Origin of the sequence: Streptomyces roseofulvus (genome assembly GCF_039534915.1) — a bacterium.
In the GTDB taxonomy this organism is placed as follows: domain Bacteria; phylum Actinomycetota; class Actinomycetes; order Streptomycetales; family Streptomycetaceae; genus Streptomyces; species Streptomyces roseofulvus.
In genome coordinates this window covers 3,147,717-3,174,019 of record NZ_BAAAWE010000001.1, presented here as the reverse complement: position 1 = coordinate 3,174,019, position 26,303 = coordinate 3,147,717, and the positions used below count along the sequence as shown (strand labels likewise).

The window sequence follows — 26,303 nt, the reverse complement described above, 5'->3', positions numbered from 1 at the left end:
GCTACGCGACGACCGGCACGCCGGTGAGCTCGACGCCGGCCTCGCGGAGCTCCGCGAGGGCCCGGGCGGTGGTCTCGCGGGCCACCCCGGCCGTGAGGTCGAGCAGGACGTGGACGCGGAAGCCCTCGCGGGCCGCGTCCAGGGCGGTCGCCCGGACGCAGTGGTCGGTGGCGATGCCGACCACGTCGACCTCGGTCACGTCCCGGGCGCGCAGCCACTGCGCCAGCGTCTCCCCGTTCTCGTCGTGTCCCTCGAAGCCGCTGTACGCGGCGGCGTAGGCGCCCTTGTCGAAGACGGCCTGCACGGCGCCGCCGGCGACGGCGGGGGCGAAGTTCGGGTGGAAGCCGACGCCCTCGGTGCCGGCCACGCAGTGCACCGGCCAGGAGTCGACGTAGTCCGGCGCCTGGCCGGCCGGGGCGAAGTGCGCGCCCGGGTCGATGTGGTGGTCGCGGGTGGCGACGACGTGCCGGTACGCGGTGCCGGCCGCCTCCCCGATGAGTTCGGTGATGGCGGCGGCGACGTCCGCACCACCCGTCACGGCGAGGCTGCCGCCCTCGCAGAAGTCGTTCTGTACGTCCACGACGATCAGTGCGCGGTGCATGGCGGGTCCTCGGGTGGTCGGAAGGGGTGGGCCCGAGCCTAGAGACTCCGCCTCCGCTTCGGGAGGGGGAGTCACCGGGCTCTGGACGTATCTCTAGATGTACTCCGTCGGCAGCACCGGCTCGCCGCGGGAGAGCTGGATGGCCGACATCGGCAGCCCGGCGCGGGCCGCGATGTGGCGGGTGCGGGCCGCCTCCAGCGGCTCCCGGGCCACCACCTCGCCGCCCTTGACCAGCTCGACCAGGAGCTGGTCCGCGGCGAGCGCGTCCGGGACCGGGCCGGTGCCGACGACCTCGGCCGCCGCGACCCCGTCGGCGTCCTTGCGGCGCGCGGCCCACTTGCGGCCGCCGACCGACGCCTTGCCGCCCAGCGACTTCTTGGCGACCGGGACCAGGGGGGCCTTCGGGTCGGCCGAGGCGGCCCGGGCGACCAGCTTGTAGACCATCGAGCAGGTGGGGTGGCCGCTGCCGGTGACGAGCTGGGTGCCCACGCCGTACGCGTCGACCGGCGCGGCGGCCAGCGAGGCGATGGCGTACTCGTCGAGGTCGGAGGTGACCACGATCTTGGTGTCGCGGGCGCCGAGCTCGTCCAGCTGGGCCCGGACCCGGTGGGCGACGAGCAGCAGGTCGCCGGAGTCGATGCGGACGGCGCCGAGCTCGGGCCCGGCGATCTCGACGGCGGCACGGACCGCCTCGGCGACGTCGTAGGTGTCGACGAGCAGGGTGGTGCCCCGGCCGAGGCTGTCGACCTGGGCCCGGAAGGCGTCCCGCTCGCTGTCGTGCAGCAGGGTGAAGGCGTGCGCCGAGGTGCCGACGGTCGGGATGTTGTAGCGGAAGCCGGCGGCGAGGTCCGAGGTGGCCTCGAAGCCGCCGACGTACGCGGCCCGGGAGGCGGCGACGGCGGCCAGCTCGTGGGTGCGGCGGGCGCCCATCTCGATCAGCCGGCGCCCGCCCGCCGCCGCCGACATGCGGGAGGCGGCCGCGGCGATGGCCGAGTCGTGGTTGAGGATCGAGAGGATCACCGTCTCCAGGAGCACGCACTCGGCGAAGGAGCCCTCGACGCGCAGCACGGGGGAGCCGGGGAAGTACACCTCGCCCTCGGGGTAGCCCCAGATGTCGCCGGAGAAGCGGTAGCCCGCCAGCCACTCCAGGGTCGGCTCGTCGACGATCGCCCGCTCCCGCAGGAAGCCCAGGACGGCCGGGTCGAAGCGGAAGTTCTCGACGGCGTCCAGGACCCGGCCGACGCCGGCGAGGACGCCGTACCGCCGCCCCTCGGGCAGCCGCCGGGTGAAGACTTCGAAGACGGAGCGCCGGTCGGCGGTGCCGGCCCTGAGGGCCGCCTGGAGCATGGTCAGCTCGTACTGGTCGGTGAAGAGCGCGGTCGACGGCACGTCCACCGGGAGCCCAAGGTCCGCAGCGTTCATGCCGATGATGCTACCGCAGTATTCGTCAGTCTGACGAATACTGCGGTCGGTGTCGTCGGGAGGGGCGGCCCGTTTGTGCGACCGGGGGTCCCGGGTGGCAGCATGGGGTAAGTGAGCATCGCGCCTATCGAGATCGAACGGACCGAGCCGGCCGAGGAGGTCTCCGCGGTCGTCGAGCCCGACGTCCCCTGGGTCACCCTCGTGCACAACGACCCGGTGAACCTGATGAGCTATGTCACCTACGTCTTCCAGACGTACTTCGGCTACTCCAAGGACAAGGCGCACAAGCTGATGCTCGACGTGCACAACAAGGGCCGCGCGGTGGTCTCCAGCGGCACCCGCGAGGAGATGGAACGGGACGTGCAGGCGATGCACGGCTACGGACTGTGGGCCACGCTCTCCCAGGACCGCGGCTGATGGCCGGCCACTTCGAGGCCGTCCCGGGCGGCGGAGCGGCCGTCGCCCTCGACGAGGTCGAGGTCTCCATCCTGCGCTCGCTGGCCGTCCAGCTCCTCGAACTGGTCGGGCCCGGCGACGAGCCCGACGCGGACGCCGACCCGCTCGCCGCCCTCTTCGCCGAGGGCCCCAGCGAGCCGCCGTCCGACCCCGCCCTGCGCCGCCTCTTCCCCGACGCGTACGCGGACGACAGCGAGGAGCTGCGGGCCGCCGCGGCCGACTTCCGCCGCTTCACCGAGAACGACCTGCGCGCCCGCAAGCGCGAGGACGCCCTCGCGGTGGTGCGCGCCCTGGACGGTCTGACCAGCGAGGGCCCGGAGGAGTCCGCGGTCCTCAAGCTGACCCCGGACGAGTCCCGGTCCTGGCTCGGCACCCTCAACGACCTGCGGCTGACCATCGCCACCCGGCTCGACATCACCGAGGACGAGGAGAGCGAGCGGCTCTACCGGCTGCCGGACAGCGATCCGCGCAAGCCGATGGTGATGGCGTACCTCTGGCTCGGCGCTCTTCAGGAGTCACTGGTCGAGACGCTCATGTCCTGACCGACTCCGGGGGCGGGGCGTTCGCTCAGCGGACGCTCAAATCCGGATAACGAACTTGTTATCAGCGCGAGCACCTCGCCCTCTTGTGTCCGTTATATCCCGCCGTTTTCGTGGCGTGCGCCACACGCATCTCCGTCGATCACCCCCCACGCCGTGATAAATCTTCACGACCACTCGGGGACGCCACCCCTGTTCCCGAGGGCGCTTGAGCCGGCTGACCGCCGGTGGCACTCCATCCACATCCGGGGGGGATCAGGACCTGATCCGCAGCAGACACCGTCGCGCGGATCAGCATGGAGAAAGGCGCACCACCATGACCTCAGTGCGGGTCGACAAGCAGCACGACGGCAATGAGGCCGCGGACTCCGCCTCCGGCGAGGGTTACCACCGGGCACTCGGCGCCCGCCAGATCCAGATGATCGCGATCGGCGGCGCCATCGGCACGGGCCTCTTCCTCGGAGCGGGCAAGGGCATCTCCAAGGCGGGCCCCAGCCTGATCCTCGCGTACGCCCTCGCGGGCCTCGTCATCTTCTTCATCATGCGGGCGCTCGGCGAGCTCCTCATGTACCGCCCCGTCTCCGGCTCCTTCTCGGAGTACGCGCGGGAGTTCATCGGCCCCTTCGCGGGCTTCGTCACCGGCTGGACGTACTGGCTCTTCTGGGTCGTCACCGGCATCACCGAAGTCACCGCCGCGGCCACCTACATGACGTACTGGTGGGACATCCCGCAGTGGCTCTCGGCCCTGGTCTTCACCGTGATCCTCTACGGCGCCAACCTGATCTCCGTGAAGCTCTTCGGCGAGCTGGAGTTCTGGTTCTCCATGGTCAAGGTCACCGCCATCGTCGGCATGATCCTGATCTGCGCCGGCATCCTCACGATCGGCTTCTCCGACGCCGGTGACACCGCCTCGCTCACCCACCTGTGGGACCTCGGCGGCTTCTTCGCGGGCGAGAACGGCATCGGCTCCACCCTCATGACCCTCCAGATGGTCATGTTCGCCTTCCTCGCGGTCGAGCTGGTCGGCGTCACCGCCGGCGAGTCGAAGGACCCGGAGACCGTCCTGCCCAAGGCCATCAACACCGTGCCGTGGCGCATCGCGGTCTTCTACGTCGGCGCGCTCATCATGATCCTGTCGGTCGTCCCGTGGACCGAGTTCCAGCCGGGCGTCTCGCCGTTCGTCGCCGCCTTCGAGAAGATGGGCCTCGGCGTCGGCGCCGCGATCGTGAACTTCGTCGTCCTGACCGCCGCCCTCTCCTCCTGCAACTCGGGCATGTACTCGACCGGCCGCATGCTGCGCGACCTCGCGCTCAACGGCCAGGGCCCGAAGCTCTTCACGAAGCTGACGAAGAGCGGCACCCCGCTGATCGGCACCACCTTCTCCGCCGCGCTCATGATGGTCGGCGTGTGGATCAACTACCAGTGGCCCGGCGAGGCGTTCAACTACGTCGTCTCCTTCGCCACCATCTCCGGCATGTGGGCCTGGATCATGATCCTGGTCTGCCAGATCCGCTACCGCCTCAAGGCCGACCGCGGCGAACTGCCCCAGTCCTCCTTCAAGGCTCCCGGCGGCATCTGGGCCAGTGTCTTCGCCCTCGCCTTCATCGGCCTGGTCGTGGTGACCATGGGCATGGACGCGGGCAACCGGGTCGCCCTCTACGGCGCACCGGTCTGGGGCCTGCTCCTCGCCGTCGCGTATCTGGTGCTCAAGGCCCGCAACCCCGAGGGCGCCGCCTTCGCCAAGCGCTCCTGACCTGCACCGTCTCGGCATCCGGGCCGCTCCGTACCATTCCTCGGTACGGAGCGGCCCGTCTGCTTATCCTGTCGTCATGCTGACCATCACCCGGGCCCTGTACGACCGGATCGTGGAACACGCCCGCGCGGACCACCCCGACGAGGCATGCGGCGTCGTCGCGGGACCCGTCGGTTCGGGCCGCCCCGAGCGGTTCATCCCGATGCTCAACGCCGCCCGCTCGCCCACCTTCTACGAGTTCGACTCCGCCGACCTCCTCAAGCTCTACCGCGAGATGGACGACCGGGACGAGGAGCCCGTGATCATCTACCACTCGCACACGGCCACCGAGGCGTACCCGTCCCGCACCGACATCACCTACGCCAACGAGCCCGGCGCCCACTACGTCCTGGTCTCCACGGCCGACACCGACGCCGCCGGACCCTTCCAGTTCCGCTCGTACACGATCGTCGACGGGGTCGTGGAGGAGGAGGACGTCAAGGTCGTGGAGGAGTACGTCTAGGGAGCGGGCCGGGGCGTGCGCGGGGGCCGTCCGGCAGGTGGGCGGAAATCATCCAGTATCTGAGATCACACTCCGGATCCCGGTACGGGAATCGATACGATGACCGCATGGTTTCCCACGACGTGAGCGAAGAGACTCCGGGCACTGTGCTGCTCGTGGCACGCCTGCACGTCGACCTCTGCCGCCTCGCCAGCGCGATCTGTTCATCCCGCGCCGCGCTCTGAGCGCCGGCCGAGCGCACGTACGTACGACCCCCCTCCGCGCGGGGCCCCCGCAGCACGCCCACCACGTCACTTCCGACAGGAGTCCACGCCATGGCCATCGAGGTCCGCATCCCGACCATCCTCCGCACCTACACCGACGGCGAGAAGGCCGTCGAGGGCAGCGGCGCGACCCTCGCCGAGCTCTTCGCCGACCTGGAGACCCGCCACAACGGGATCGAGGCCCGCATCGTGGACGGCGGCAAGCTCCGCCGCTTCGTCAACGTCTACCTGAACGACGAGGACGTCCGCTTCCTCGACGGCATCGACACCAAGCTGACCGACGGCGACAGCGTCACGATCCTGCCGGCCGTCGCCGGCGGCATGGTCTGATCCCATGCGTTACGACTCCCCGCTGGCGGCGGTCGGCAACACGCCGCTCGTCCGCCTCCCCCGGCTCTCGCCCTCGGACGACGTCCGCATCTGGGCGAAGCTGGAGGACCGCAACCCGACCGGCTCCATCAAGGACCGCCCCGCGCTCCACATGATCGAGCAGGCGGAGAAGGACGGCCGCCTCACCCCCGGCTGCACCATCCTGGAGCCGACCAGCGGCAACACCGGCATCTCGCTGGCCATGGCCGCCCGGCTCAAGGGCTACCGCATCGTCTGCGTCATGCCCGAGAACACCAGCGAGGAGCGCCGGCAGCTGCTCGCCATGTGGGGCGCGGAGATCATCTCGTCCCCCGCGGCGGGCGGCTCCAACACGGCGGTACGCGTCGCCAAGGAGCTCGCCGCCGAGAACCCGACCTGGGTGATGCTCTACCAGTACGGCAACCCGCACAACGCGGGCGCCCACTACGCCACCACCGGCCCGGAGATCCTCGCGGACCTCCCGTCCATCACCCACTTCGTCGCCGGCCTCGGCACGACGGGAACCCTGATGGGCGTCGGCCGCTACCTCCGGGAGCACAAGCCCGACGTCAAGATCGTCGCCGCCGAACCGCGCTACGACGACCTCGTCTACGGGCTCCGCAACCTCGACGAGGGCTTCGTCCCCGAGCTGTACGACGCCTCCGTCCTCACCACCCGCTTCTCCGTCGGCTCCGCCGACGCCGTCACCCGCACCCGCGAACTCCTCCAGCAGGAGGGCATCTTCGCGGGCGTCTCCACCGGCGCGGCCCTCCACGCCGCGATCGGCGTCGGCAAGAAGGCCCTCAAGGCCGGCGAGACCGCCGACATCGCCTTCGTCGTCGCCGACGGCGGCTGGAAGTACCTGTCGACGGGCCTCTACACGGCTGCGACGACCGAGGAAGCGATCGAAACGGTCCAGGGCCAGCTCTGGGCCTAGGTCGTTTCTTTCGGATCAGGCCGGATCAGGGAGCGGCGTCTGGTGCGTGCGCTCGCAAGGCGGAGGAGGGAGTCGACGCGGAGCGTCGGCGACCGACGACAACGCGGCGAGCGTGCGTGCCAGGCGTCGCGAGCCCGGCATGATCCGGAAGAGACGACCTAGCCCGCACCCGAAGCGGCCCCGCACCACGGCGAGCGTGCGTGCCAGGCGTCGCGGGCCCGGCATGATCCGAAAGAGACTGCCTAGCGCGCGAGATGGCGGACCTGGTCCCACACGACCGGGTCCGCCTCCCCGACCCTCCGCCGGAACTCCCCGACCGGCACGTCCCGCAGCTCGTCCGTCTCCAGGAAGCTCGGCCGTCCCCGCGCGTCCCCCACCGCCCCCGGCGGCAGCGCGATCACCCCGGGCCGCTCGTCGTGGTACTTGCTCGTGATCTTCGCGACCAGCGCGACGCCCCCGCGCACCGACAGCACCAGACACGGCCGGTCCTTCGCCCGCCCGTCTCCCACCACCGCCCTACCCGACGCGCTGCGCGCGGCCCCCTTCGACGGCGGCCCGTCCTCGAAGGGCACCTCGGCCCACCAGATCTCCCGCGCCCGCGGCTCCCGCGCCCCCGGCCTCCGTACCGGAGGCCGCGCCGGCGGCCGGGTCCGCCCCGACGGCCGGGTCCGCGCCGGCGGCCGGGTCCGGCTCCCCGCGACGGCCACCACCAGCGCGATCACCACGACCGCGACCAGCGCGGGCCACCACGACGTGTCCATACCCCATGACGTTACCGGCGCCCGGCTCACCGCGCCGCCGCGCCCCGCCGTCCATCCGAACCGGTGACAGAGCCCGTGAGTTCGCCCACAACGGGCCGCCACGAAGGAGCGACCGGCCCCCGAGCGCCTTACGCTCGTCTGACCGCACGGCCTCCCCCTCCCCTTTGCGTGCCTGACCGCACCCGTCCACGGAGGTTCACGCTCCTATGAAGCTCACCGTCGTCGGCTGCTCCGGGTCGTTCCCGTCCGCGGAATCGGCCTGTTCGAGCTACCTCGTCGAGGCCGACGGCTTCCGGCTGCTCCTCGACATGGGCAACGGCGCCCTCGGCGAGCTGCAGCGCCACATCGGCCTGTACGACCTGGACGCGATCTTCCTCAGCCATCTGCACGCGGACCACTGCATCGACATGTGCGGCTACTTCGTCGCCCGGTACTACCGGCACGAGGGCGGCCGCTGCGACGCGATCCCGGTGTACGCCCCCGAGGGCGCCGAGCAGCGGCTCACCACGGCGTACGCGGACACCCCGTCGCCGTCCTCGATGAGCGAGGTCTTCGACTTCCGGACGCTGGGGTCGGGCACCTTCGACCTGGGCCCGTTCACGATCCGTACCGAGAAGGTGTGCCACCCGGTGGAGGCGTACGGCATCCGGATCGAGCACGGCGGCCGGTCCCTCGCGTACTCCGGCGACACCGGCGTCTGCGACGCCCTGCACCGGCTCGCCGACGGGGTGGACCTCTTCCTCTGCGAGGCGTCCTTCACCCACGGCAAGGAGGACATCCCGGAGCTTCACCTCAACGGCCGCGAGGCCGGCGCGCAGGCGGCCCGAGCCGAGGTGGGCCGGCTCGTCCTCACCCACATCCCGCCGTGGACGGACGGCGAGCGCAACCTCGCGGACGCGCGCGCGGTGTACGAGGGCCCGGCGGAGCTGGCGAAGGCGGGCGCGGTCTACGAGGTGTGAGAGCCCACGGCAAGGGCCCCGGAACTGACGGTTCCGGGGCCCTTGCGCGTCCTGCGGGGCGAGGCTCACGCCTTGGTGAGGTCCTCGACCTCCTCCTCGGGCTCGCGGCCCGGGGTGGGGAGGTTGAACTTGGTGATCGCGAAGCGGAAGAGCACGTAGTAGATCGCCGCGAAGACGAGACCGATCGGGATGATCAGCCACGGCTTGGTCGCGAGGTTCCAGTTCAGCAGGTAGTCGATGCCGCCGGCGGAGAAGGTGAAGCCCGCGTGGACACCGAACGCCCAGGTGACGGCCATCGAGACGGCGGTCAGGACCGCGTGGATCGCGTAGAGGACCGGCGCGATGAACATGAAGGTGAACTCGATCGGCTCGGTGATACCGGTGACGAAGGAGGTCAGCGCGAGCGAGAGCATCATGCCGAGGACGGCCTTGCGGCGCTCCGGGCGGGCGGCGTGCGCGATGGCGAGCGCGGCGGCCGGGAGACCGAACATCATGATCGGGAAGAAGCCCGACATGAAGATTCCGGCGCTCGGGTCACCGGCGAAGAAGCGGTTGAGGTCACCGTGGACGACCTCGCCGGCGGCGTTGGTGAAGTCACCGATCTGGAACCAGGAGACGGTGTTCACGAACTGGTGCATGCCGACCGGGATCAGCGCGCGGTTGATGAGACCGAAGAGACCGGCGCCACCGGCGCCGAGACCGGTCATCCACTCGCCGAAGTTGGAGATGCCCTCGCCGATCGGCTCCCAGACCAGGCCGAAGACGACGCCGACGGCGGTGCCGACGAAGGCCATGATGATCGGGACGAGACGGCGGCCGTTGAAGAAGCCCAGCCAGTCGACCAGCTTGGTGCGGTGGAACTTCTGCCACAGCACGGCGGCGAGCAGACCCATCAGGATGCCGCCGAGGACGCCGGGGTTGTTGTACGTCGCGGCGACGTCGACACCCTTGTTGGCGGTCGTGTTGACCACGGCCTCGGTGACCGGGAAGGCCTTCAGCACGTTGCTGTAGACCAGGAAGCCGACCAGGGCGGCCAGCGCGGTGGAGCCGTCGGCCTTCTTGGCGAAGCCGATGGCGACGCCGATGCAGAAGAGCAGGGGCAGGTTGTCGAAGACCGCGCCGCCGGCGGTGGCGAAGACCGAGGCGACCTTGTCCCAGCCGAGCCCGTCCTTACCGAAGACGTCGGGCTGGCCGAGACGGAGCAGAATACCCGCGGCCGGCAGCACGGCGATCGGCAGCTGCAGGCTGCGACCGACCTTCTGCAGGCCCTGGAACAGGCCGGATCCGCGCTTCTTCGCGGGAGCGGCGGCCTGGGCGGTGGCCGTACTCATCAACTTCCTCCAGTAGGCAAGGCGCCGCCAGAGGACAGTGAAAAGGGGGTGACGGCGGCGTCTCGGGAACGCGGTGGTCTGGACCGCGTGGTCTACACCAATGAGTGGTGTAGACCAGTTGTAGCACGTGAGACTTAGATAAGGAACCTGCGAATTTTTTGCGCGGCGGCATAGTGATGAAGGCGTGACAAAAGGCCCCCGGACCAGGAGGTCCAGGGGCCTTCGGCGGGCCTCGCGGCGGGGGCGAAAGCCCCGGAGCGGACGGGCCCGTCAGGTGATCACGGCGCTACGCCACGTCGCCGGACCGCCTCACTTGACGTTCTCGCGCTCCATCTCGTCGCCCACCTCGTCCGGCTCGCGTCCCGGGGTCTGCAGGTTGAACCGGGTGATCGCGAACCGGAAGATCACGTAGTACACGACGGCGAAGGCCAGGCCGATCGGGATGATCAGCCACGGCTTCGTCGCCAGGTTCCAGTTGATGACGTAGTCGATCAGGCCGGCCGAGAAGCTGAAGCCGTCCTTCACCCCGAACGCCCACGTCACCGCCATCGACACACCCGTCAGCACCGCGTGGATCGCGAACAGCACCGGCGCGATGAAGAGGAACGAGTACTCCAGCGGCTCCGTGATGCCCGTGACGAACGAGGTCAGCGCCACCGAGAGCATCAGACCGCCGACCTCCTTGCGGCGGTGCGGCTTCGCGCTGTGCGTGATCGCGAGCGCCGCCGCCGGCAGCGCGAACATCATGATCGGGAAGAAGCCCGTCAGGAACTGGCCGGCGTTCGGGTCGCCCGCCAGGAACATGGGGATGTCGCCGTGGACCACCGTGCCGTCCGGCTTCTCGTACGTGCCGAACTGGAACCAGATCGGCACGTTCAGGAACTGGTGCAGGCCGATCACCAGCAGCGCCCGGTTCGCCACGCCGAAGATGCCCGAACCCCAGGCGCCGAGCCCGACCAGCCAGTCGCTGAAGTTCTCCAGGGCGTCACCGATCGGCGGCCAGATCCACAGGCAGAGCGCGGCGAACAGGATCCCCACGAACGTCATGATGATCGGCACCAGACGGCGGCCGTTGAAGAAGCCCAGCCAGTCCACCAGCTTCGTCCGGTGGTACCGCTGCCACAGGTACGCGGTCAGCAGACCCATCACGATGCCGCCGAAGACCCCCGGATTCTGGTACGTGTGCGCGGCGAAGGCGTCGTCGAGCGCCAGGCAGCCGCCCCCGACGTCCTTCGAGCCCTCCGGGCAGTCCTTCGGGAACTGGCGCAGCACCGTGTAGTAGACGAGGAAGCCGACCACCGCGGCGAGCGCGGTCGAACCGTCCGCCTTCTTCGCCATGCCGATCGCGACGCCGATGCAGAACAGCAGCGGCAGACCGAGGTTGCCGTCCAGCAGCGCCCCGCCCGCGCCGGCCATCACCTTGGCGACGTTGTCCCAGCCGAGGCCCTCGGCCCCGAAGACGTCCGGCTGGCCGAGCCGGTTGATGATGCCCGCGGCGGGAAGCACGGCGATCGGCAGCTGCAGGCTGCGGCCCATCTTCTGCAGCCCCTGGAAGAAGCCTCCCCAGGAGACCTTCCTCGATCCGGCTGCTGTGCTGTCCGTACTCATCGGCGACCTCCCTGTCCCGGAACACCCCGGGGCCGCGGCTCGTTGCACACTGGTGTAGACCACTTGCGGTAGGCTCCGGGAGCCCGCTGAGGACAGGCCGCCGGTGATCGTCATCATTCGGCAGAACGGCGGCACTCGCTCGCGAAGTTGGGCCAACCGTGGGTTACCGTGACATCGCGGACCGTCGGTGCGCCGAGATTCGCGTGTCCCGCGAACGGAACGGACAGGGAGAAACACATGGCCAGCAAGGCTGAGAAGATCGTCGCCGGGCTCGGCGGCATCGACAACATCGAAGAGGTCGAGGGCTGCATCACCCGCCTGCGCACCGAGGTCGCCGACGCCAGCCTCGTCGACGACGCCGCGCTCAAGGCCGCCGGCGCCCACGGCGTCGTGAAGATGGGCACCGCCATCCAGGTCGTCATCGGCACCGACGCGGACCCGATCGCCGCCGAGATCGAAGACATGATGTGAGCAGCTGACACCCGGCTGACGAGGGCCCGTTCCGGCAGGGGGACGGGCCCTCGTGCGTACCCGGGAACGGGCACCCGTACGCAGGCGGGAACGGGCCCCCGTACGGACCGGGGCCTCGCCCGGAAAAGGCTAGGCTCGTCCCATGTCTCGCATCGACGGCCGTACCCCCGAACAGCTCCGCCCCGTCACCATCGAACGCGGCTGGAGCAAGCACGCCGAGGGCTCCGTCCTCATCTCCTTCGGCGACACCAAGGTCTTCTGCACCGCCTCCGTCACCGAGGGCGTCCCCCGCTGGCGCAAGGGCAGCGGCGAGGGCTGGGTCACCGGCGAGTACTCCATGCTCCCCCGCTCCACCAACACCCGCGGCGACCGCGAGTCCGTCCGCGGCAAGATCGGCGGCCGCACCCACGAGATCTCCCGCCTCATCGGCCGCTCGCTCCGCGCCGTCATCGACTACAAGGCCCTCGGCGAGAACACCATCGTCCTCGACTGCGACGTCCTCCAGGCCGACGGCGGCACCCGCACCGCCGCCATCACCGGCGCGTACGTCGCCCTCGCCGACGCCGTCGCCTGGGCCCAGGCCAAGAAGCTCGTCAAGGCCGGCCGCAGGCCGCTCACCGGCACCGTCTCCGCCGTCTCCGTCGGCATCGTCGGCGGCGTTCCCCTCCTCGACCTCTGCTACGAGGAGGACGTCCGCGCCGACACCGACATGAACGTCGTCTGCACCGGCGACGGCCGCTTCGTCGAGGTCCAGGGCACCGCCGAGGCCGAGCCCTTCGACCGCGCCGAACTCAACGCCCTCCTCGACCTGGCCGCCGCCGGCTGCGCCGACCTGGCCGACCTCCAGCGCAAGGCCCTCGACGCCACCCTCTGAGCGCTTCCCCTAGGGGAAACCCCTGAGCAACTGCCCCTCCGACGGGTGCGTCCTTTACGGCGAGGGGCGCGCGGCCGTACCGTGCGCCCCGTCGAATGTACGCAGCCAGGGGAGGACCCGAACAGTGAAGCGCCGCCGCACCATGACCACGCTCGCCGTCGCGACGGCGGCCGTGGTCACGACCATGCTGACGGGCTGCGGAGCCCTCGACAAGGCGATGGACTGCGTCAAGACCGCCGACGCGATCGCCACCTCGGTCGGCAAGCTCCAGGACGCCGTCTCCAACGCCTCCAACGACGTCACGCAGATCGAGGAGTCCCTGAACTCCATCTCCACGGAGCTCGGCAACCTCAAGAACAGCACCGACAACGCCGACCTCTCGAAGGCCGTCGACGACCTCACCAAGGGCGTCGAGTCGGTCCGCGACGCGGTGAAGAACGGCGACGCCACGCCGGACATCACGCCGATCACCTCCGCCGCCACCGAGCTGGGCAAGGTCTGCACGCCGGGATAATCGGGGGCATGACCCGACAGCGCCTGATCCTCGCCACCCGCAACGCGGGCAAGATCACCGAACTCCACGCGATCCTCGCCGACGCGGGCCTCGACCTCGACCTCGTCGGCGCGGACGCCTACCCGGAGATCCCCGACGTCAAGGAGACCGGCGTCACCTTCGCCGAGAACGCCCTGCTCAAGGCCCACGCCCTGGCCCAGGCGACGGGCCTGCCGGCGGTGGCCGACGACTCCGGTCTCTGCGTCGACGTCCTGGGCGGCGCCCCCGGCATCTTCTCCGCCCGCTGGGCCGGCGCCCACGGTGACGACAAGGCCAACCTGAACCTGCTGCTGGCCCAGCTGTCGGACATCGCCGACCCCCACCGCGGCGCCCACTTCGCCTGCGCCGCGGCCCTGGCCCTCCCCGACGGCACCGAGCGCGTGGTCGAGGGCCGCATGGAGGGCACGCTCCGCCACACCCCGGTCGGCACCAACGGCTTCGGCTACGACCCGATCCTCCAGCCGGAGGGCCACGACGTGACGTGCGCGGAACTGACCCCCTCGGAGAAGAACGCGATCAGCCACCGAGGCAAGGCCTTCCGGGCGCTGGTACCGGTGGTGCGGGAGCTGCTGGGCTGAGAGCAAAGGGAACGGCTCAGTGCATGGACCGCACTGAGCCGTTCGTGTCGTACGCCCGGTCGGATTCGAACCGACATACGCGACCACCTAAAGATCGCCGCTCACCAGGTGGCGTACGGGCGCGTGCACGTTGCCCTACTTTACCCGCCGTCCGCCTCGGCACCAGGTGTCAGTGACCGTATGGCAGTTGGGGCACAGCAAGCGCAGGTTCTCGCGCCGGTCGTCGCTCCAGTCCCCGTTGACGTGATCGATCTCCAGGGTGATCGCTTCCCCGAGCCATACGGGCCCGATACCGCATTCCGCGCACTCCTCGTGCACGCCCACCTCGTGGAGTGCCCTCCGGAGCAGATGGGTTCTGGTTCTCCGTTTGCCGTCGTGCCGGACGAGGATCTCTGGCGCCGGCTTTGTCCGCCCGGACCTGCCGCGTTGGTGTGCCTGCCCCAGGAAGTGAGTCGTGGCCAGACCGTCCTCCGCTGTCCATCGTCGGAACAGCTCACGCATCTGCCCGCTGTCCGTCCTGCCCAGGAGGCGCAGGGCGCCGGAGACGGAGGTCGATCTGTCGACTGCGTGCCGCAGGTCCTCGGCGGTCGGGCGTGGTGGCTGCTTGCCGCGCCGGCGGTGCGGGAAGTGCGAGATGTCGATGCCGTAGTGGGCGAAGCGCTTCAGGAGGTAGCGGCGCAGCTTGTCGTACGGCTGCACTCCGAAGAAGTCCATGACCTCCGCGATGTCCGCGCACTGCGATGCCGCCTCGGCCAGCCGTTCACGGGTGTACCGGACAGCCTCCCTCATCGGAGGCGTCCTTTCCCGCGCCCCCGGTAGTTGTCCGTCGCCGAGTGGCAGTTCGGGCAGAGGAACCGCAGGTTCTGGATGCGGTTGTCGCGCCAGTCGCCGTCGATGTGGTCGATCTCCAGTCGGAGCGGGCGGCCGCGCCAGACGCCTTCGTTGCCGCACCGCGCGCACTGCTTCCGTACGCCTGCCTCCGTCATCGCCCAGGCGAGGCGGTCGCTCGGGACGCGGCGGGCTTGCGGACCGGTCTGCCGCACGAGGAAAGCCTCGGGCGTCCGTGGGCGCCAGGGCTGGCCCCGCCGGGACGGCGCACGGAAGTGCGCGGTGTCGATCCCGTACGCCTTGATGCGGCGACTGATGTGCGTGTGCTGACCGCCCACCACCTCCACCCCGAGGCGCCGCAGCACCTCGCACATGTTCGTGGACGCCGCCACCGCCTCCGCCAGCACCTCCCGCGTCCACCGCACCCCCTCCCGTTCGAAGTGCGAGGTGTCGACACCGAGCTTCTTCATCCGGTCGCGGATGTAGCGCCGCGATCCACTCCTCGGGTCCACCCCCAACCGCTCCAGCGCCTCCGTCAGCGTCCGCGACGCTCGTGCCGCCGCTTCCAGCCGGTCCTTCGTGTACGGACTCGTCCCCATCGGAACGGACCCCCTCCCCAGTACGGATCTCGCACGGACTAACGAGTCGAATATCGGACGGTTACGCCGATCGCGTGCGGAACGCGGACGGGCCCGCGCCCTCGGGGTGAGGGTGCGGGCCCGTCGGGGGCCGGAAGGGTCAGATGCCCAGGTCGCGGATGATCTTGGCCACGTGGCCGGTGGCCTTGACGTTGTAGAAGGCGTGCTCCACCTTGCCGTCCTCGTCGACCACGACCGTCGAGCGGATGACGCCGGTCACGACCTTGCCGTAGAGCTTCTTCTCGCCGAAGGCACCGTACGCCTCCAGGACCTCCTTGGAGGGGTCGCCGACCAGGGTGACCTTCAGGTTCTCCTTCTCGCGGAACTTCGCGAGCTTCTCCGGCTTGTCGGGGGAGACGCCGATCACGTCGTAGCCCGCCGCGGCCAGCACGTCGAGGTTGTCGGTGAAGTCGCACGCCTGCTTGGTGCAGCCGGGGGTGAGGGCGGCCGGGTAGAAGTAGACGATGACCTTGCGGCCCTTGTGGTCCGCGAGGGAGACCTCGTTGCCGTCCGCGTCGGGCAGGGTGAAGGCGGGGGCGGTGTCGCCCGGCTGCAGTCGCTCGCTCATGGCTCGCTCTCCTCGGGATGTGCGCGTACGCCATGAGCCTAATGGGGGTCGGGGACAGCCTCCCGGCGGCGGAACTGACAGACTGTCCATCAACGACCGATTACGACTACGGAGGCAGCGCGGTGCCGGACGCCAGGACCCCTGCGCAGATCGAGGCGGACATCGTCCGCCGGCGCGACCAGCTCGCCGTCACGCTCGACGAGATCGGGATTCGGATGCACCCGAAGACGATCATCGGAGACGCCAAGGCCAGGGTCGCCTCGACCGTCGACGAGACGGCCGGACGGGCGTTCGTCGCCGTGAACCGCGTCGTCTCGGACGTGAAGGCACGTTTCACCCATGAGGACGGCGCCCCGCGCCTGGAGCGCGTGGTCCCGGCGGCCCTGGTGGCCGTCGCGGTCGTCGGGCTGCTGTTGTCCTCCTCCCGGCGGCACAAGGGCTGAGCGCGGCCGGTAGGTTCGTCACCGTGAGCGAGAACACCCACGACAAGCTGCCCATCCGGATGCTGCACGACCGGGTCCTGGTCCGCACCGACTCCCCCGAGGGGGAGCGGCGCTCAGGGGGCGGGATCCTGATCCCGGCGACCGCCGCGGTCGGCCGGCGCCTGGCCTGGGCCGAGGTGGTCGCGGTCGGGCAGAACGTCCGGACCGTCGAGATCGGCGACCGGGTGCTGTACGACCCGGAGGACCGCGCCGAGGTGGAGGTGCGGGGCGTCGCCTACGTACTGATGCGGGAGCGGGATCTGCACGCGGTGGCGGCGGACCGGTTCCAGAGCTCGGACTCGACGGGGCTGTACCTGTAGGACGTGTGGGCCGAAGGCCCTGGTGACCGGTGTCACCAGGGCCTTCGGCCGTTCCTTGCTAGGCTGGAGACATCCCGACGAGACGCGCCGTACCGGGTCACGCGCAAAGACGACGCACTCCTGTTGTTCCGTCTCGCGGAGGTGTCGTCGTCATGGCCTGGGTTCTTCTGATCGTCGCGGGTCTGCTCGAAGTCGGCTGGTCGATCGGGATGAAGTACACCGAGGGCTTCACCCGCCTTTGGCCCAGCGTCTTCACCGCTGCCGGGATCGTCGCCTCGATGGTGCTGCTGTCGCAGGCCGCCAAGACCCTCCCCATCGGTACCGCCTACGGCGTCTGGGTCGGCATCGGCGCGGCCGGCGCGGCGGTGCTCGGCATGGTGGTGCTCGGCGAGCCGGCGACCGCCGCCCGGATCTTCTTCGTCGTGCTGCTGCTGGTCGCCGTGGTGGGCCTGAAGGCGACCTCCGGTCACTAGCGGCCCCGTCCCGGCGACCAGCGGGCCTGGCCCCGCGACCAGCGGCCCCGTCCCGGCGACCAGCCGGCCTGGCCCGGCCCTAGCGGGCCGGTCTGCGGGTCTTCGCCGGTCCCGGGCCCGCCTCGCCCGTCCCGTCCCAGCCCTCGTCCTCCTCCCCCTCGGGGCCGTCCGGGACGGGCGGCACCTCGGGGAGTTCCGCGCCCGGCATCAGGCGCAGGTCGAAGTCGCGTACGGGGGTGTCCGCGAGGGCCTCGCGGGTGAAGCGGGCCCAGATCTCGGCCGGGGGGCCGCCGCCGTTGACGCGCGGGAGGCCGAGGGCGCCGTAGAGCGGTTCGTGGGCGCCGGTCTCCGGGTCCTGGCCCATCAAGGCGACGACGGTGGCGAGTTCGGGGGTGTAGCCGGCGAACCAGGCCGCCTTGTCGTCCTCCGCCGTGCCGGTCTTGCCGGCCGCCGGGCGTCCGGCGTCGAGCGCGGCCGTGCCCGTACCGGACTCGACGACGCTGCGGAGCACGGCGGTGGTGGTGTCGGCGGCCTCCCGGCCGACGGCCTGCCGGGGTTCGGCGGAGGGCAGCGGCAGCGGGTCGCCGTCGCGGCTGACGGCGGCGACGAGGGTGTGGTCGCCGCGCCGGCCGTGCGCGGCGAGCGTGGCGTACGCCTGGGCCATGTCGAGGACGCTGGCGGTGGCCGGGCCGAGGGCGATGGAGGGGGAGGCGGTGAGGTCGGGGGTGGTGGCCGGCAGGCCGAGGGCGACGGCGGTGCGGCGGACGCGGGCGGGGCCGACGTCGACGGCCATCTGGGCGTAGACGGCGTTCACGGAGAGGTCGGTGGCGGTGCCGACGGGGATCTCGCCGTAGCTCTCGCCGTCCTCGTTGGCGGGGTCGTAGGGGGCGCCGGGCCAGCCCTCGACGGGGCGGCGGTCGGTGCCGTCGTACAGCGTGTACGGGGTGATCGGTTCGCCGTACTGGGTCCGCGCGCCGCTCTGCACGGCGGCGGTGAGGACGAAGGGCTTGAAGGTGGAGCCGACCTGGTAGTCGCGGCGGGTGGCGTTGTTGACGTACTGCTCGGTGTAGTCGACGCCGCCGTAGAGGGCGACGACGCGGCCGGTGGCCGGTTCGACGGCGGCCGCGCCGGCGCGGACGTACCGGTCGGTGGGGTGGGCGGCCGGGTCGAGGCGGTGGGTGACGCGGTCCTCGACGGCGCGGACGAGGGCGGCCTGCCGGGCGGGGTCGATGGTGGTGACGATCCGGAAGCCGCCGCCGGCGAGGGTCTTCTCGTCGACGATCCCGCGGCCGGTGAGGTACTCCTCGACGGCCTGGACCAGGTAGCCGCGCTGGCCGGAGAGGCCGGTGGCGGGGCGGGCGGTCTGCGGGTCGGGGAAGCGGAGGGCGGCGCGTTCGCCGGGGGTGAGCCAGCCCTCGCCGACCATGCCGTCGAGGACGTACCCCCAACGGGCGAGGACGGCGGGGCGGTTCTCGGGGTGGGTGGTGACGTCGTAGGCGCTGGGGGCCTTGAGGAGGGCGGCGAGGTAGGCGCCCTCGGCGGGGCCGAGGCGTTCGACGTCCTTGCCGTAGTAGGCGTGGGCGGCGGCCTGGACGCCGTAGGCGTTGCGGCCGAAGTAGCTGGTGTTGAGGTAGCCCTGGAGGATCTCGTCCTTGGTCTTCTCGCGCTCCAGTTTGATCGCGATGAAGAACTCCTTGGCCTTGCGGGTGAGGGTCTGCTCCTGGCCCAGGTAGTAGTTCTTCACGTACTGCTGCGTGATGGTGGAGCCGGACTGGCGGCCCTTGCCGTTGAGGGTGTTCCAGGCGGCGCGGACCATGGCCTTGGGGTCGACGGCGCGCGAGGTGTGGAAGTCGCGGTCCTCGGCGGCGAGGACGGCCTGCCGGACGCTGAGCGGGATCCGGTCGAGGCGGACGTTCTCGCGGTTGACCTCGCCGTCGCGGGCGAGGACGGTGCCGTCGCGGTACAGGTAGAGGTTGGACTGGGCGACGGCGGCGGCGTTGGCGGCGGGGATGTCCACGAGCAGATAGCCGGCCACGAAGGCGCCGCCGAGGAGCAGCGCGCCGAGCAGGGTCAGCCAGGCGGCGGCCCGCAGCAGACGGCGCGGCAGGGAGGCCCGGGGCCGGGCGGCGGCGCGGGGTGCGGCGAGGGTGGGGTCCCTCGGTTCCCAGCCCGGATCCGCGCCGCCCGGGTCGGGGGGTGGCGGGGCCGGGGAGGAGGAGCGCAAGGAAGGGGACATGGCATCACATAGTGCACACAAAGCGGTCGAAACGCCCGAAGGTGACGGGTGAGCGGCGGGAGATCCGTCGGGAAAACCGCTCGCGGTGGTGTGTCCGGGGCCACTAGGGTCGTGCGCTTCCCGCTCTCCGGCATGCCCCCGCGTTCGGGGCATGCCCTCTTCCGCATGCCCCGCGTCCGGGGCGTGCCCTCATCCGCATGCCCCGCGTCCGGGGCATGCCCGCCTTCGCATGCCCGCCTTCCGGGCGTGCCCTCCTTGCCGCATGCCCAGCCTTCGGGGCATGCCCCTTCCCCCCCCCTGCCCTCCGACCCCTGAAGGGATGCTCCATGCTGCGGCTGTACGCGACCGTGGCCGCGGGCGGCTTCCGGCGGCACGCCACCTACCGGGTGGCCACGCTGGCGGGCCTGTTCACCAACACGGTCTTCGGTTTCGTCTTCTCGTACACCTACATCGCGCTGTGGGCCGAACGCCCCCAGCTCGGCGGCTACTCCATGTCCGACGCCCTCGCCTACGTCTGGATCGGCCAGGCCCTCATCACCGTCTGCGGCCTCATGGGCGGCGGCTTCGAGGACGAGCTCATCGAGCGGATCAGGACCGGCGACATCGCCGTCGACCTCTACCGCCCCGCCGACCTCCAGAGCTGGTGGTGCGCGGCGAACGCCGGCCGCTCCGCCTACCAGCTGCTCGGCCGCGGCGCCGTCCCGCTGCTGATCGGCGCGGCCGCCTTCGGGTTCACTCTTCCGGACGGTCTTTCCGGCTGGGCCGCGTTCCTGCTCGCGGTGGCCCTCGGCTCGTTCGTCTCCTTCGCCCTCTGGTACCTGGTCGCGATGAGCGCGTTCTGGCTCCTCGACGGCCAGGGCGTGGTCCAGGTCGCCTGGCTGAGCGGCCTGTTCTTCTCCGGGATGCTGCTCCCGCTGACCGTCTTCCCCGGCGCGCTCGGCGAGATCGCCCGGGCGCTGCCCTGGGCGGCCCTGCTCCAGGTCCCGGCGGACGTCTACCTCGGCCGGTACGGGGACGGCCGGGGGCTCCTGCGCGCGTACGGCTTCCAGCTCGGCTGGCTCGCGCTGCTGCTCGCGGCGGGCCGCGCGGCCCAGGCGGCGGCGACCCGGAAGGTGGTGGTGCAGGGTGGCTGAGCAGCTCCTGAGCGAGGGCGCGACGACCGGGCGGCTCCGTACCGGGGACCCGTACCGCTCCGGCCCGGGCGACGCCCTGCGCACGTACCGGATGGTCGCCGCCATGTGGATCCGCTCCACGATGGCGTACCGGACCTCCTTCGCCCTGACCCTGGCCACCTCCTTCTGCGTCACCTTCTTCGACTTCGTCGTCATCCTGCTGATGTTCGGCCAGGTCCAGGGGCTCGGCGGCTTCTCCTTCGCCGAGGTCGCCTTCCTGTACGGCACCACCGGCACCGCCTTCGGGATCGCGGATCTCACGTTGGGCTCGCTCCAGCGGATGGGGCGGCGGATCCGGGACGGCTCGCTCGACGTGTTCCTGCTGCGGCCGGCCCCGCTGCTCGCGCAGGTCGCGGCGGACAAGTTCGCGCTGCGCCGGCTCGGCCGGGTGCTCCAGGGGCTCATGGTGCTGGTGTGGAGCCTGGTGCTGCTGCGCGACGAAGTGGCCTGGACCTGGGGGAAGGCCCTGATGGTGCCCGGGATGGTGGCATGCGGCGCGGTGATCTTCATGGCGGTGATGGTGCTGGGCGCGTCGGCGCTCTTCTGGCTCCAGGACGCCGCCGAGGTCACCAACTCCTTCACGTACGGGGGGAACACGCTGCTCCAGTACCCGCCGACGGTCTTCGCGCAGGACCTGGTGAAGGGCGTGGTGTACGTCGTCCCGCTCGCCTTCGTGAACTGGCTCCCCGCCCTGTACGTGCTCGGCCGCCCCGCCCCGGCCGGGGTGCCGTCCTGGGCTGCCTTCGCCGCCCCGCTCGTCGCGCTGGTCTGCTGCGGGCTCGCGGGCCTGGCGTGGCGGGCGGGCGTCCGTTCCTACCGATCGACAGGAAGCTGAGAGCACACGTGTCCCTCGAAACGTCACCCGAAACGCCCCGCGAGACGCCCGGCGACACGCCCCTCCGGACGCCCCGCGACACCCCCGGCGACACGCCCCTCCGGACGCCCCGCGACACCCCCGGCGACACGCCCCGCGAGACGCCCCGCGACACCCCCGGCGACACGCCCCTCCGGACGCCCCGCGACACGCCGCTCATCGAACTGGACGGCCTGGAGAAGACCTTCACCGTCCGCCGCAGGTCAGGCGTCCTCCGCCGGGAGAAGCGGGAGGTGCGGGCCGTCGACGGCATCTCGTTCACCGTGGACCGGGGGGAGATGGTCGGCTACATCGGCCCGAACGGCGCCGGGAAGTCCACCACCATCAAGATGCTCACCGGCATCCTCACCCCCAGCGGCGGCCGCCTCCGCGTCGCCGGCATCGACCCCGCGCGCGAGCGCACCCGCCTCGCCCGCCGCATCGGCGTGGTCTTCGGGCAGCGCACGACCCTCTGGTGGGACCTGCCGCTGCGGGACTCGTACCGGCTGACCCACCGCATGTACCGGATCCCCGACGACCGCTACCGGGAGAACCTCGCCCGCTGCGTCGACCTCCTCGACCTCGGCGACCTCCTCGACGTCCCCGTACGCCAGCTCTCCCTCGGCCAGCGGATGCGCGGCGACATCGCCGCCGCCCTCCTCCACGACCCGGAGGTGCTGTACCTGGACGAGCCGACCATCGGCCTCGACGTCGTCTCGAAGTCCCGGGTCCGCGCCTTCCTCCGCGAGCTGAACGCGGAGCGCGGCACCACCGTCCTCCTCACCACCCACGACCTCACCGACATCGAACAGCTCTGCTCCCGGGTTATGGTCATCGACCACGGGCGGTTGATGTACGACGGCGACCTCGCCGGCCTGCACGAGACCGGCGACGGCGAGCGGATGCTCGTGGTCGACCTGGCGCGGGAACTCCCGCCGATCGAGAACGTCCCCGGCGCCCGCTTCGTACGGGCCGACGGGCCGCGCCAGTACCTCGCCTTCCCGGCGTCCGCGTCGGCCGCCCCGCTGGTGGCCGCGGTGGCGGAGGCGTACCCGCTGGTGGACCTCTCGGTGCGGGAACCGGACATCGAGTCCGTGATCGCGAAGATGTACGGGGGAACTCGTGAGGGCCGCCGGGAGTCCCTGAAGTAGGCCCCTGAGGCAAGCGGGCAGGGAGGTCGGGCTGGCATGGTGAGTTTCTCGTACACGGCTGCGGACGAGGAGAAGAGCAGAGGCGTCCGCAGGATGAAGGCCCTGGCCACGGGCCTGCTGGCGCTGGTCGCGGTGGTGTACGCCCTCGCGACCTGGGCCGAGAACAGCGGCGCGGGCGACTGGGCCGGATACGTGGCGGCGGCGGCCGAGGCCGGCATGGTCGGCGCGCTCGCGGACTGGTTCGCGGTGACGGCCCTCTTCCGGCACCCGCTCGGCCTCCCCATCCCGCACACCGCGATCATCCCGACCAAGAAGGACCAGCTGGGCGCCTCGCTCGGTTCCTTCGTCGGCGAGAACTTCCTCTCCGCCGACGTCGTCCGCGGCCGGCTGCGCGCCCTCGGCGTGGCCCGGCGCCTGGGCGGCTGGCTGGCCGAACCGGCGCACGCCGACCGGGTCACGTCGGAGGCCGCCACGGCCCTGCGGGGCGCGCTGACGGTCCTGCGCGACGCCGACGTGCAGGCGGTCGTCGGCGAGGCGATCACCCGCCGCGCCGACCAGGCAGAGGTCGCGCCCGGCCTCGGCAAGACCCTGGACCGCATGGTCACGGACGGCGCCCACCACCGGGCGGTCGACCTCGTGTGTGCCCGCGCCCACGACTGGCTCGTCACCCACGGCGACTCGGTGATGGACGCGGTCCAGGGCGGCGCCCCCGGCTGGACCCCCCGCTTCGTGGACCGCAAGGTCGGCGAGCGGGTCTACAAGGAGCTGCTCCGCTTCGTGACGGAGATGCGCGACATGCCGGCGCACCCGGCGCGCGGCGCCATCGACCGCTTCCTCACGGACTACGCGGCGGACCTCCAGTCCGACGCGGAGACCCGCGCCCGCGTCGAACGCCTCAAGTCCGACCTGCTGGCCCGCCCCGAGATCCAGGACATCATCGCCTCGGCCTGGGCCTCCGTCCGCGCCCTCATCCTGGCCGCCGCCGAGGACGACCGCAGCCAGCTCCGGCTCCGCGCCCGCGCCTCCCTGATCTCCCTGGGCAAGCGCCTGGCCTCCGACCCGCACCTCCAGCAGAAGGTCGACGGCTGGCTCGAATCCGCCGCCACCCACCTGGTCACCACCTACCGCCCCGAGATCACCTCCCTGATCACGGACACGGTGGCCGGCTGGGACGCCGCCCAGACCTCGAAGAAGATCGAGGCCAACATCGGCCGCGACCTCCAGTTCATCCGCATCAACGGCACGGTGGTGGGCGCCCTGGCCGGCCTGGCGATCCACACGATCAGCCACGCCGCGGGCGCCTGACTCAGCCCCGCCGGCGAGTGGCGGCCCAGGACACGGCGGCCATCCCCCCGGCCACGGAGAACACCGAGGGCCAGGCCCCCACCTTCTTGGCCAACGGATGCGACCCGGCGAACGCCGCCACATAAGCGGCGGACAACCCCACGGCCGCCCCCCGCCCCCCGACCCGCTGCCACTCCCGAGCCGCCACCACCCCGGCCGCCCCGAGCACCACCCCACCGAGCGGCCGCTTCCCGGTCCACCGGGCGACGGCATAGCCCCCTACGAGCCCGGCGGCGGCGACGGCGGGGGAGAGGGTACGGGGGCTGGGCATGGCGGGTCCCTTCGGGAGCAGAGCAGCTACGGAGCGAGCCTACGAGCACGCAGCGGCGCGCGGTCAGAGAGTCCCGACACCGCGGGCTCCTACCGGCCACACGTCGACGGCGATCTTGGCGAGGTCCGCCTGGCGTTCCTCAATGCCACGTGCGCGCCAGCTCTCATTCTCGAAGTCCCAAAGACGTTCGATTCCGGTCTCTTGCGTGATGAGGAGGGACGAGGAGCTGTAGGCATGGATTTTCTCGGGGTACGCCTTGTTGGACGCAACGCGGTTCTTTCGTCCGTGCAACAGGGTTTGGTTGCCCAGTCGATTGATCCACGCGGAGTGCTCATCGAGACGCAGGCCGGGTTCTGGCGCCTGCGGGTAGATGTGCTCGACGTGCACGGCTGTTGCGCCGGCCACAACCACGTCATCGACGTCCGCGTTCCGCCTCAGGTGCTGCTCGATGACGGTAAGCAGGTAGCGAGCCTGCGAACTCCGCGGGATGGGCGCCTGGGCGAAGTCGGACTGGAACGTTGCGTCATCAGGGGTCCAGTGGGTGATCTGCTCGAAGGCCGCCTCGGTGGTGAGACCGGAGCTGACCTGCTTCGCCAGGTCAAACAGCTTCTCTTCCAGCAGGGTCGACTCACGCCGTCCCACAACCGTCCAGCGGACGTAGTAGCTGATGAGCGCTTGCACCACCTTGACCATCTCGCTGTAGGGAACCTTCTCCGAGATGGCAAGAAGCAGGGGGTAGGCGGCGTCGGCGCTGAGGGCTCTCACCTCGTCCAGCAGACTGTCGAGCGATTCGACGCCCGTGCTGGATGCGATGAGCTCGATGTAGCGGACCGAGGCGTTTTGGAGCTCTGCGGCGAAGGTGCGCACCTCGTATCGAGGAGTCACCGCCTCGAAGCGGTGGGTGAGTTCCTTTCGGATGGTCGTGTACAGGCTATGCGAGCGCACATCACCGTGTCGGGCCACCCAGAAGTGGCGCAAGAATTTCTCTATGTCCTCACGCCGCTCGAAACCGTCGAGAAGAGACCGCCAAGCGTTATTGACTCGCTCCTTCTCGTCGTCGTTTCGGCTTTTTTCCATGAGGAAGTTACGGACGAGATCGACAGTCGAGAGGTCTTTTCCGCGGGAGTTGATAGTCTCAAAGACTTCGTTGGCGTCGTTGGACGTGGGCGTCTGGACTTCGACGAACACCAAACCCTTGACAAGGCAATCGGAGAGTTCGTCCAGCCAATCCAGGCGATCTTCTTCGGAGTAGATGGGTTCCAAAGCGCTGGCGATGTGATTCTTGAACGATGTATAGGAGTCTTGGATGAGCTTGTGTGAAGGTCGAGAGGGCTGCTCCGTCACGGCTACCCTGCCTGTGGCCTCATTCCAGCTCTGGACGTAGTCCTTAAAGAAATCACGATCAAATAGGGACAGCGTTATAAAGTATTGAGGGTGTGAGTGGCGCCCATCCCGGCGTGCGATGTAGTCGCGCTGGATGTTGTTTGCCATGACTCGGGCCTCGGTGGAGGCCATGGCGCCGAGAGTGTCTCTGATCGCTGCGATCAGGATGGTTGAGGTGGTGAGGCGCTGCTGGCCGTCAAGAAGAGACCGAGTGGTGATCTTGTCGTCAGTGATGGTGACAATGGGGCCGATGAAGTATTCAGAGGAGGCTTGGCTGCCTGTCCGCCGCGCTCGCATGAACTTTTGGATATCGGCCCAGTATGTATCCACCTCGCGCTTTCCCCAAGCGTATTGACGCTGACTGTCGTCCGGGACCACCGCCGGCGGGTTGTTGGCTCCGATGAGCTGGCCGAGTGTCTGGCGGGCGGCGTTCTTGATGATGGCCATGCTGTTCCTCCCCGAGTCTTACCGAGAGGCTATCTCGTGAGGCGGTGCCGGCATTGCGAGTGGCGCAAACTACGTCAAGAGGTGTGCCTTTTGTGATGAATTGTTCCTGAGGTGACGTGTGTGAGGGAGAGTGGTCCGCCCTGCCGTGGAGCGTCTGATAGCTTCGTTTCTTCCTGGTGTC

General features: G+C 70.4%; 30 protein-coding genes, 1 tRNA gene and 1 riboswitch. Of the genes, 19 read left to right on the top strand and 12 right to left on the bottom strand.

The annotated features are described in order from the left end of the window. Position 1: 1 nt before the first annotated feature. Positions 2-601 carry an isochorismatase family protein gene (locus tag ABFY03_RS14620; protein WP_319009353.1) on the bottom strand — a complete coding sequence of 200 codons (600 nt, stop codon included), beginning with the start codon at positions 599-601 and terminating at the stop codon, positions 2-4. A gap of 93 nt (positions 602-694) precedes the next feature. Continuing rightward, entirely contained in the window at positions 695-2,023 is a 1,329-nt protein-coding gene (locus tag ABFY03_RS14615) for a nicotinate phosphoribosyltransferase (RefSeq protein ID WP_346170080.1), read from the bottom strand. Positions 2,024-2,134: 111 nt separating this feature from the next. On the opposite strand from ABFY03_RS14615, the gene clpS reads away from it, so the two are divergent. From clpS to ABFY03_RS14580, 7 genes are all read left to right on the top strand, one after another. Further along, positions 2,135-2,440: an ATP-dependent Clp protease adapter ClpS gene (clpS, locus tag ABFY03_RS14610; RefSeq protein WP_346170079.1), complete on the top strand. Its 306-nt coding sequence runs from the start codon at positions 2,135-2,137 to the stop codon at positions 2,438-2,440. Further along, positions 2,440-3,021, top strand: coding sequence for a DUF2017 domain-containing protein (locus ABFY03_RS14605; protein WP_319009351.1), 582 nt, complete (start codon positions 2,440-2,442; stop codon positions 3,019-3,021). The genes clpS and ABFY03_RS14605 overlap by 1 nt, the downstream gene beginning before the upstream one ends. A gap of 313 nt (positions 3,022-3,334) precedes the next feature. After that, the gene (locus ABFY03_RS14600) at positions 3,335-4,771 is read left to right on the top strand and encodes an amino acid permease (protein WP_319009350.1); all 1,437 of its coding nucleotides are present in this window, start codon (positions 3,335-3,337) and stop codon (positions 4,769-4,771) included. Between the two features lie 76 nt (positions 4,772-4,847). Further along, complete coding sequence (locus ABFY03_RS14595; RefSeq protein ID WP_031011679.1) at positions 4,848-5,273, top strand: M67 family metallopeptidase; 426 nt, start codon at positions 4,848-4,850, stop codon at positions 5,271-5,273. A gap of 107 nt (positions 5,274-5,380) precedes the next feature. Further along, positions 5,381-5,497: a putative leader peptide gene (locus ABFY03_RS14590; protein ID WP_315986240.1), complete on the top strand. Its 117-nt coding sequence runs from the start codon at positions 5,381-5,383 to the stop codon at positions 5,495-5,497. 90 nt (positions 5,498-5,587) lie between these two features. Further along, positions 5,588-5,866 (top strand): MoaD/ThiS family protein, encoded by a 279-nt coding sequence (locus tag ABFY03_RS14585; protein WP_031011677.1) that lies wholly within the window; start codon positions 5,588-5,590, stop codon positions 5,864-5,866. A 4-nt stretch (positions 5,867-5,870) separates the two neighbouring features. Then, the gene (locus ABFY03_RS14580) at positions 5,871-6,821 is read left to right on the top strand and encodes a PLP-dependent cysteine synthase family protein (RefSeq protein ID WP_031011676.1); all 951 of its coding nucleotides are present in this window, start codon (positions 5,871-5,873) and stop codon (positions 6,819-6,821) included. Positions 6,822-7,063: 242 nt separating this feature from the next. Here the strand turns inward: ABFY03_RS14580 and ABFY03_RS14575 are convergent, their stop codons facing one another. Beyond that, a complete protein-coding gene (locus tag ABFY03_RS14575) occupies positions 7,064-7,582 on the bottom strand; it encodes a type II toxin-antitoxin system PemK/MazF family toxin (protein WP_346170078.1) in 519 nt (172 codons plus the stop codon). Between the two features lie 206 nt (positions 7,583-7,788). Here ABFY03_RS14575 and ABFY03_RS14570 point away from each other — a divergent pair, with 206 nt between their 5' ends. Beyond that, positions 7,789-8,541, top strand: coding sequence for an MBL fold metallo-hydrolase (locus ABFY03_RS14570; RefSeq protein WP_319010302.1), 753 nt, complete (start codon positions 7,789-7,791; stop codon positions 8,539-8,541). Between the two features lie 65 nt (positions 8,542-8,606). Here ABFY03_RS14570 and ABFY03_RS14565 read toward each other — a convergent pair whose 3' ends face one another. Together ABFY03_RS14565 and ABFY03_RS14560 are read right to left on the bottom strand one after the other, a co-directional pair. After that, positions 8,607-9,872: a PTS transporter subunit EIIC gene (locus tag ABFY03_RS14565; protein ID WP_319010303.1), complete on the bottom strand. Its 1,266-nt coding sequence runs from the start codon at positions 9,870-9,872 to the stop codon at positions 8,607-8,609. A gap of 309 nt (positions 9,873-10,181) precedes the next feature. Further along, the gene (locus tag ABFY03_RS14560; RefSeq protein ID WP_346170077.1) at positions 10,182-11,480 is read right to left on the bottom strand and encodes a PTS transporter subunit EIIC; all 1,299 of its coding nucleotides are present in this window, start codon (positions 11,478-11,480) and stop codon (positions 10,182-10,184) included. Between the two features lie 237 nt (positions 11,481-11,717). Here ABFY03_RS14560 and ABFY03_RS14555 point away from each other — a divergent pair, with 237 nt between their 5' ends. The 4 genes from ABFY03_RS14555 to rdgB all read left to right on the top strand — a co-directional run bounded on the left by ABFY03_RS14555 (position 11,718) and on the right by rdgB (position 13,956). Further along, the gene (locus ABFY03_RS14555; protein ID WP_030760915.1) at positions 11,718-11,951 is read left to right on the top strand and encodes a PTS sugar transporter subunit IIB; all 234 of its coding nucleotides are present in this window, start codon (positions 11,718-11,720) and stop codon (positions 11,949-11,951) included. A 142-nt stretch (positions 11,952-12,093) separates the two neighbouring features. After that, entirely contained in the window at positions 12,094-12,825 is a 732-nt protein-coding gene (gene rph, locus ABFY03_RS14550; protein ID WP_346170076.1) for a ribonuclease PH, read from the top strand. A gap of 142 nt (positions 12,826-12,967) precedes the next feature. Continuing rightward, entirely contained in the window at positions 12,968-13,339 is a 372-nt protein-coding gene (locus ABFY03_RS14545; RefSeq protein WP_319010338.1) for a hypothetical protein, read from the top strand. An 8-nt stretch (positions 13,340-13,347) separates the two neighbouring features. Further along, complete coding sequence (gene rdgB, locus ABFY03_RS14540; protein WP_319010306.1) at positions 13,348-13,956, top strand: RdgB/HAM1 family non-canonical purine NTP pyrophosphatase; 609 nt, start codon at positions 13,348-13,350, stop codon at positions 13,954-13,956. Between the two features lie 50 nt (positions 13,957-14,006). Here the strand turns inward: rdgB and ABFY03_RS14535 are convergent. The 4 genes from ABFY03_RS14535 to bcp all read right to left on the bottom strand — a co-directional run bounded on the left by ABFY03_RS14535 (position 14,007) and on the right by bcp (position 15,990). Continuing rightward, positions 14,007-14,079, bottom strand: a tRNA-Leu gene (locus ABFY03_RS14535). A gap of 12 nt (positions 14,080-14,091) precedes the next feature. Beyond that, on the bottom strand, positions 14,092-14,745 hold the full coding sequence (locus ABFY03_RS14530; RefSeq protein WP_319010307.1) for an HNH endonuclease signature motif containing protein: 654 nt from the start codon (positions 14,743-14,745) through the stop codon (positions 14,092-14,094). Further along, positions 14,742-15,383, bottom strand: a complete 642-nt coding sequence (locus tag ABFY03_RS14525; RefSeq protein ID WP_346170075.1) for an HNH endonuclease signature motif containing protein — start codon at positions 15,381-15,383, stop codon at positions 14,742-14,744. The genes ABFY03_RS14530 and ABFY03_RS14525 overlap by 4 nt, the downstream gene beginning before the upstream one ends. Positions 15,384-15,522: 139 nt before the next feature. Further along, positions 15,523-15,990, bottom strand: coding sequence for a thioredoxin-dependent thiol peroxidase (gene bcp, locus ABFY03_RS14520; RefSeq protein ID WP_319010309.1), 468 nt, complete (start codon positions 15,988-15,990; stop codon positions 15,523-15,525). A gap of 122 nt (positions 15,991-16,112) precedes the next feature. Between bcp and ABFY03_RS14515 the strand changes: the two genes are divergently transcribed. The 3 genes from ABFY03_RS14515 to ABFY03_RS14505 all read left to right on the top strand — a co-directional run bounded on the left by ABFY03_RS14515 (position 16,113) and on the right by ABFY03_RS14505 (position 17,265). Next, a complete protein-coding gene (locus ABFY03_RS14515) occupies positions 16,113-16,433 on the top strand; it encodes a DUF3618 domain-containing protein (protein ID WP_319010310.1) in 321 nt (106 codons plus the stop codon). A 23-nt stretch (positions 16,434-16,456) separates the two neighbouring features. Next, complete coding sequence (locus tag ABFY03_RS14510; protein WP_031011657.1) at positions 16,457-16,792, top strand: GroES family chaperonin; 336 nt, start codon at positions 16,457-16,459, stop codon at positions 16,790-16,792. A gap of 56 nt (positions 16,793-16,848) precedes the next feature. Then, a riboswitch (guanidine-III (ykkC-III) riboswitch) is annotated at positions 16,849-16,911 on the top strand. Between the two features lie 33 nt (positions 16,912-16,944). Continuing rightward, on the top strand, positions 16,945-17,265 hold the full coding sequence (locus ABFY03_RS14505) for a DMT family transporter (protein WP_030497525.1): 321 nt from the start codon (positions 16,945-16,947) through the stop codon (positions 17,263-17,265). Between the two features lie 79 nt (positions 17,266-17,344). Here the strand turns inward: ABFY03_RS14505 and ABFY03_RS14500 are convergent, their stop codons facing one another. After that, positions 17,345-19,501: a transglycosylase domain-containing protein gene (locus ABFY03_RS14500; RefSeq protein WP_346170074.1), complete on the bottom strand. Its 2,157-nt coding sequence runs from the start codon at positions 19,499-19,501 to the stop codon at positions 17,345-17,347. Positions 19,502-19,830: 329 nt separating this feature from the next. Here ABFY03_RS14500 and ABFY03_RS14495 point away from each other — a divergent pair, with 329 nt between their 5' ends. From ABFY03_RS14495 to ABFY03_RS14480, 4 genes are all read left to right on the top strand, one after another. Next, positions 19,831-20,634, top strand: a complete 804-nt coding sequence (locus tag ABFY03_RS14495; protein ID WP_319010339.1) for an ABC transporter permease — start codon at positions 19,831-19,833, stop codon at positions 20,632-20,634. Then, on the top strand, positions 20,627-21,508 hold the full coding sequence (locus tag ABFY03_RS14490) for an ABC transporter permease (RefSeq protein WP_386723703.1): 882 nt from the start codon (positions 20,627-20,629) through the stop codon (positions 21,506-21,508). The genes ABFY03_RS14495 and ABFY03_RS14490 overlap by 8 nt, the downstream gene beginning before the upstream one ends. A 197-nt stretch (positions 21,509-21,705) precedes the next feature. After that, entirely contained in the window at positions 21,706-22,677 is a 972-nt protein-coding gene (locus tag ABFY03_RS14485) for an ABC transporter ATP-binding protein (protein ID WP_319010341.1), read from the top strand. A 36-nt stretch (positions 22,678-22,713) separates the two neighbouring features. Then, positions 22,714-23,982, top strand: a complete 1,269-nt coding sequence (locus ABFY03_RS14480) for a DUF445 domain-containing protein (protein ID WP_346170073.1) — start codon at positions 22,714-22,716, stop codon at positions 23,980-23,982. Position 23,983: 1 nt separating this feature from the next. Here the strand turns inward: ABFY03_RS14480 and ABFY03_RS14475 are convergent, their stop codons facing one another. Together ABFY03_RS14475 and ABFY03_RS14470 are read right to left on the bottom strand one after the other, a co-directional pair. Then, positions 23,984-24,292, bottom strand: a complete 309-nt coding sequence (locus ABFY03_RS14475; RefSeq protein WP_319010313.1) for a hypothetical protein — start codon at positions 24,290-24,292, stop codon at positions 23,984-23,986. Positions 24,293-24,355: 63 nt separating this feature from the next. Beyond that, positions 24,356-26,122, bottom strand: a complete 1,767-nt coding sequence (locus tag ABFY03_RS14470) for a DUF262 domain-containing protein (protein ID WP_346170072.1) — start codon at positions 26,120-26,122, stop codon at positions 24,356-24,358. Between the last annotated feature and the right edge of the window lie 181 nt (positions 26,123-26,303).

Coding starts and splice junctions, on each gene's coding strand:
- ABFY03_RS14620 (WP_319009353.1), bottom strand. CDS start 601: ATGCACCGCGCACTGATCGTCGTGGACGTACAGAACGACTTCTGCGAG.
- ABFY03_RS14525 (WP_346170075.1), bottom strand. CDS start 15,383: ATGGGGACGAGTCCGTACACGAAGGACCGGCTGGAAGCGGCGGCACGA.
- ABFY03_RS14575 (WP_346170078.1), bottom strand. CDS start 7,582: ATGGACACGTCGTGGTGGCCCGCGCTGGTCGCGGTCGTGGTGATCGCG.
- ABFY03_RS14565 (WP_319010303.1), bottom strand. CDS start 9,872: ATGAGTACGGCCACCGCCCAGGCCGCCGCTCCCGCGAAGAAGCGCGGA.
- ABFY03_RS14480 (WP_346170073.1), top strand. CDS start 22,714: ATGGTGAGTTTCTCGTACACGGCTGCGGACGAGGAGAAGAGCAGAGGC.
- ABFY03_RS14615 (WP_346170080.1), bottom strand. CDS start 2,023: ATGAACGCTGCGGACCTTGGGCTCCCGGTGGACGTGCCGTCGACCGCG.
- ABFY03_RS14570 (WP_319010302.1), top strand. CDS start 7,789: ATGAAGCTCACCGTCGTCGGCTGCTCCGGGTCGTTCCCGTCCGCGGAA.
- ABFY03_RS14530 (WP_319010307.1), bottom strand. CDS start 14,745: ATGAGGGAGGCTGTCCGGTACACCCGTGAACGGCTGGCCGAGGCGGCA.
- ABFY03_RS14595 (WP_031011679.1), top strand. CDS start 4,848: ATGCTGACCATCACCCGGGCCCTGTACGACCGGATCGTGGAACACGCC.
- ABFY03_RS14500 (WP_346170074.1), bottom strand. CDS start 19,501: ATGTCCCCTTCCTTGCGCTCCTCCTCCCCGGCCCCGCCACCCCCCGAC.
- bcp (WP_319010309.1), bottom strand. CDS start 15,990: ATGAGCGAGCGACTGCAGCCGGGCGACACCGCCCCCGCCTTCACCCTG.
- ABFY03_RS14580 (WP_031011676.1), top strand. CDS start 5,871: ATGCGTTACGACTCCCCGCTGGCGGCGGTCGGCAACACGCCGCTCGTC.
- ABFY03_RS14560 (WP_346170077.1), bottom strand. CDS start 11,480: ATGAGTACGGACAGCACAGCAGCCGGATCGAGGAAGGTCTCCTGGGGA.
- ABFY03_RS14600 (WP_319009350.1), top strand. CDS start 3,335: ATGACCTCAGTGCGGGTCGACAAGCAGCACGACGGCAATGAGGCCGCG.
- ABFY03_RS14475 (WP_319010313.1), bottom strand. CDS start 24,292: ATGCCCAGCCCCCGTACCCTCTCCCCCGCCGTCGCCGCCGCCGGGCTC.
- ABFY03_RS14555 (WP_030760915.1), top strand. CDS start 11,718: ATGGCCAGCAAGGCTGAGAAGATCGTCGCCGGGCTCGGCGGCATCGAC.
- rph (WP_346170076.1), top strand. CDS start 12,094: ATGTCTCGCATCGACGGCCGTACCCCCGAACAGCTCCGCCCCGTCACC.
- rdgB (WP_319010306.1), top strand. CDS start 13,348: ATGACCCGACAGCGCCTGATCCTCGCCACCCGCAACGCGGGCAAGATC.
- ABFY03_RS14545 (WP_319010338.1), top strand. CDS start 12,968: ATGACCACGCTCGCCGTCGCGACGGCGGCCGTGGTCACGACCATGCTG.
- ABFY03_RS14585 (WP_031011677.1), top strand. CDS start 5,588: ATGGCCATCGAGGTCCGCATCCCGACCATCCTCCGCACCTACACCGAC.
- ABFY03_RS14590 (WP_315986240.1), top strand. CDS start 5,381: ATGGTTTCCCACGACGTGAGCGAAGAGACTCCGGGCACTGTGCTGCTC.
- ABFY03_RS14605 (WP_319009351.1), top strand. CDS start 2,440: ATGGCCGGCCACTTCGAGGCCGTCCCGGGCGGCGGAGCGGCCGTCGCC.
- ABFY03_RS14505 (WP_030497525.1), top strand. CDS start 16,945: ATGGCCTGGGTTCTTCTGATCGTCGCGGGTCTGCTCGAAGTCGGCTGG.
- ABFY03_RS14470 (WP_346170072.1), bottom strand. CDS start 26,122: ATGGCCATCATCAAGAACGCCGCCCGCCAGACACTCGGCCAGCTCATC.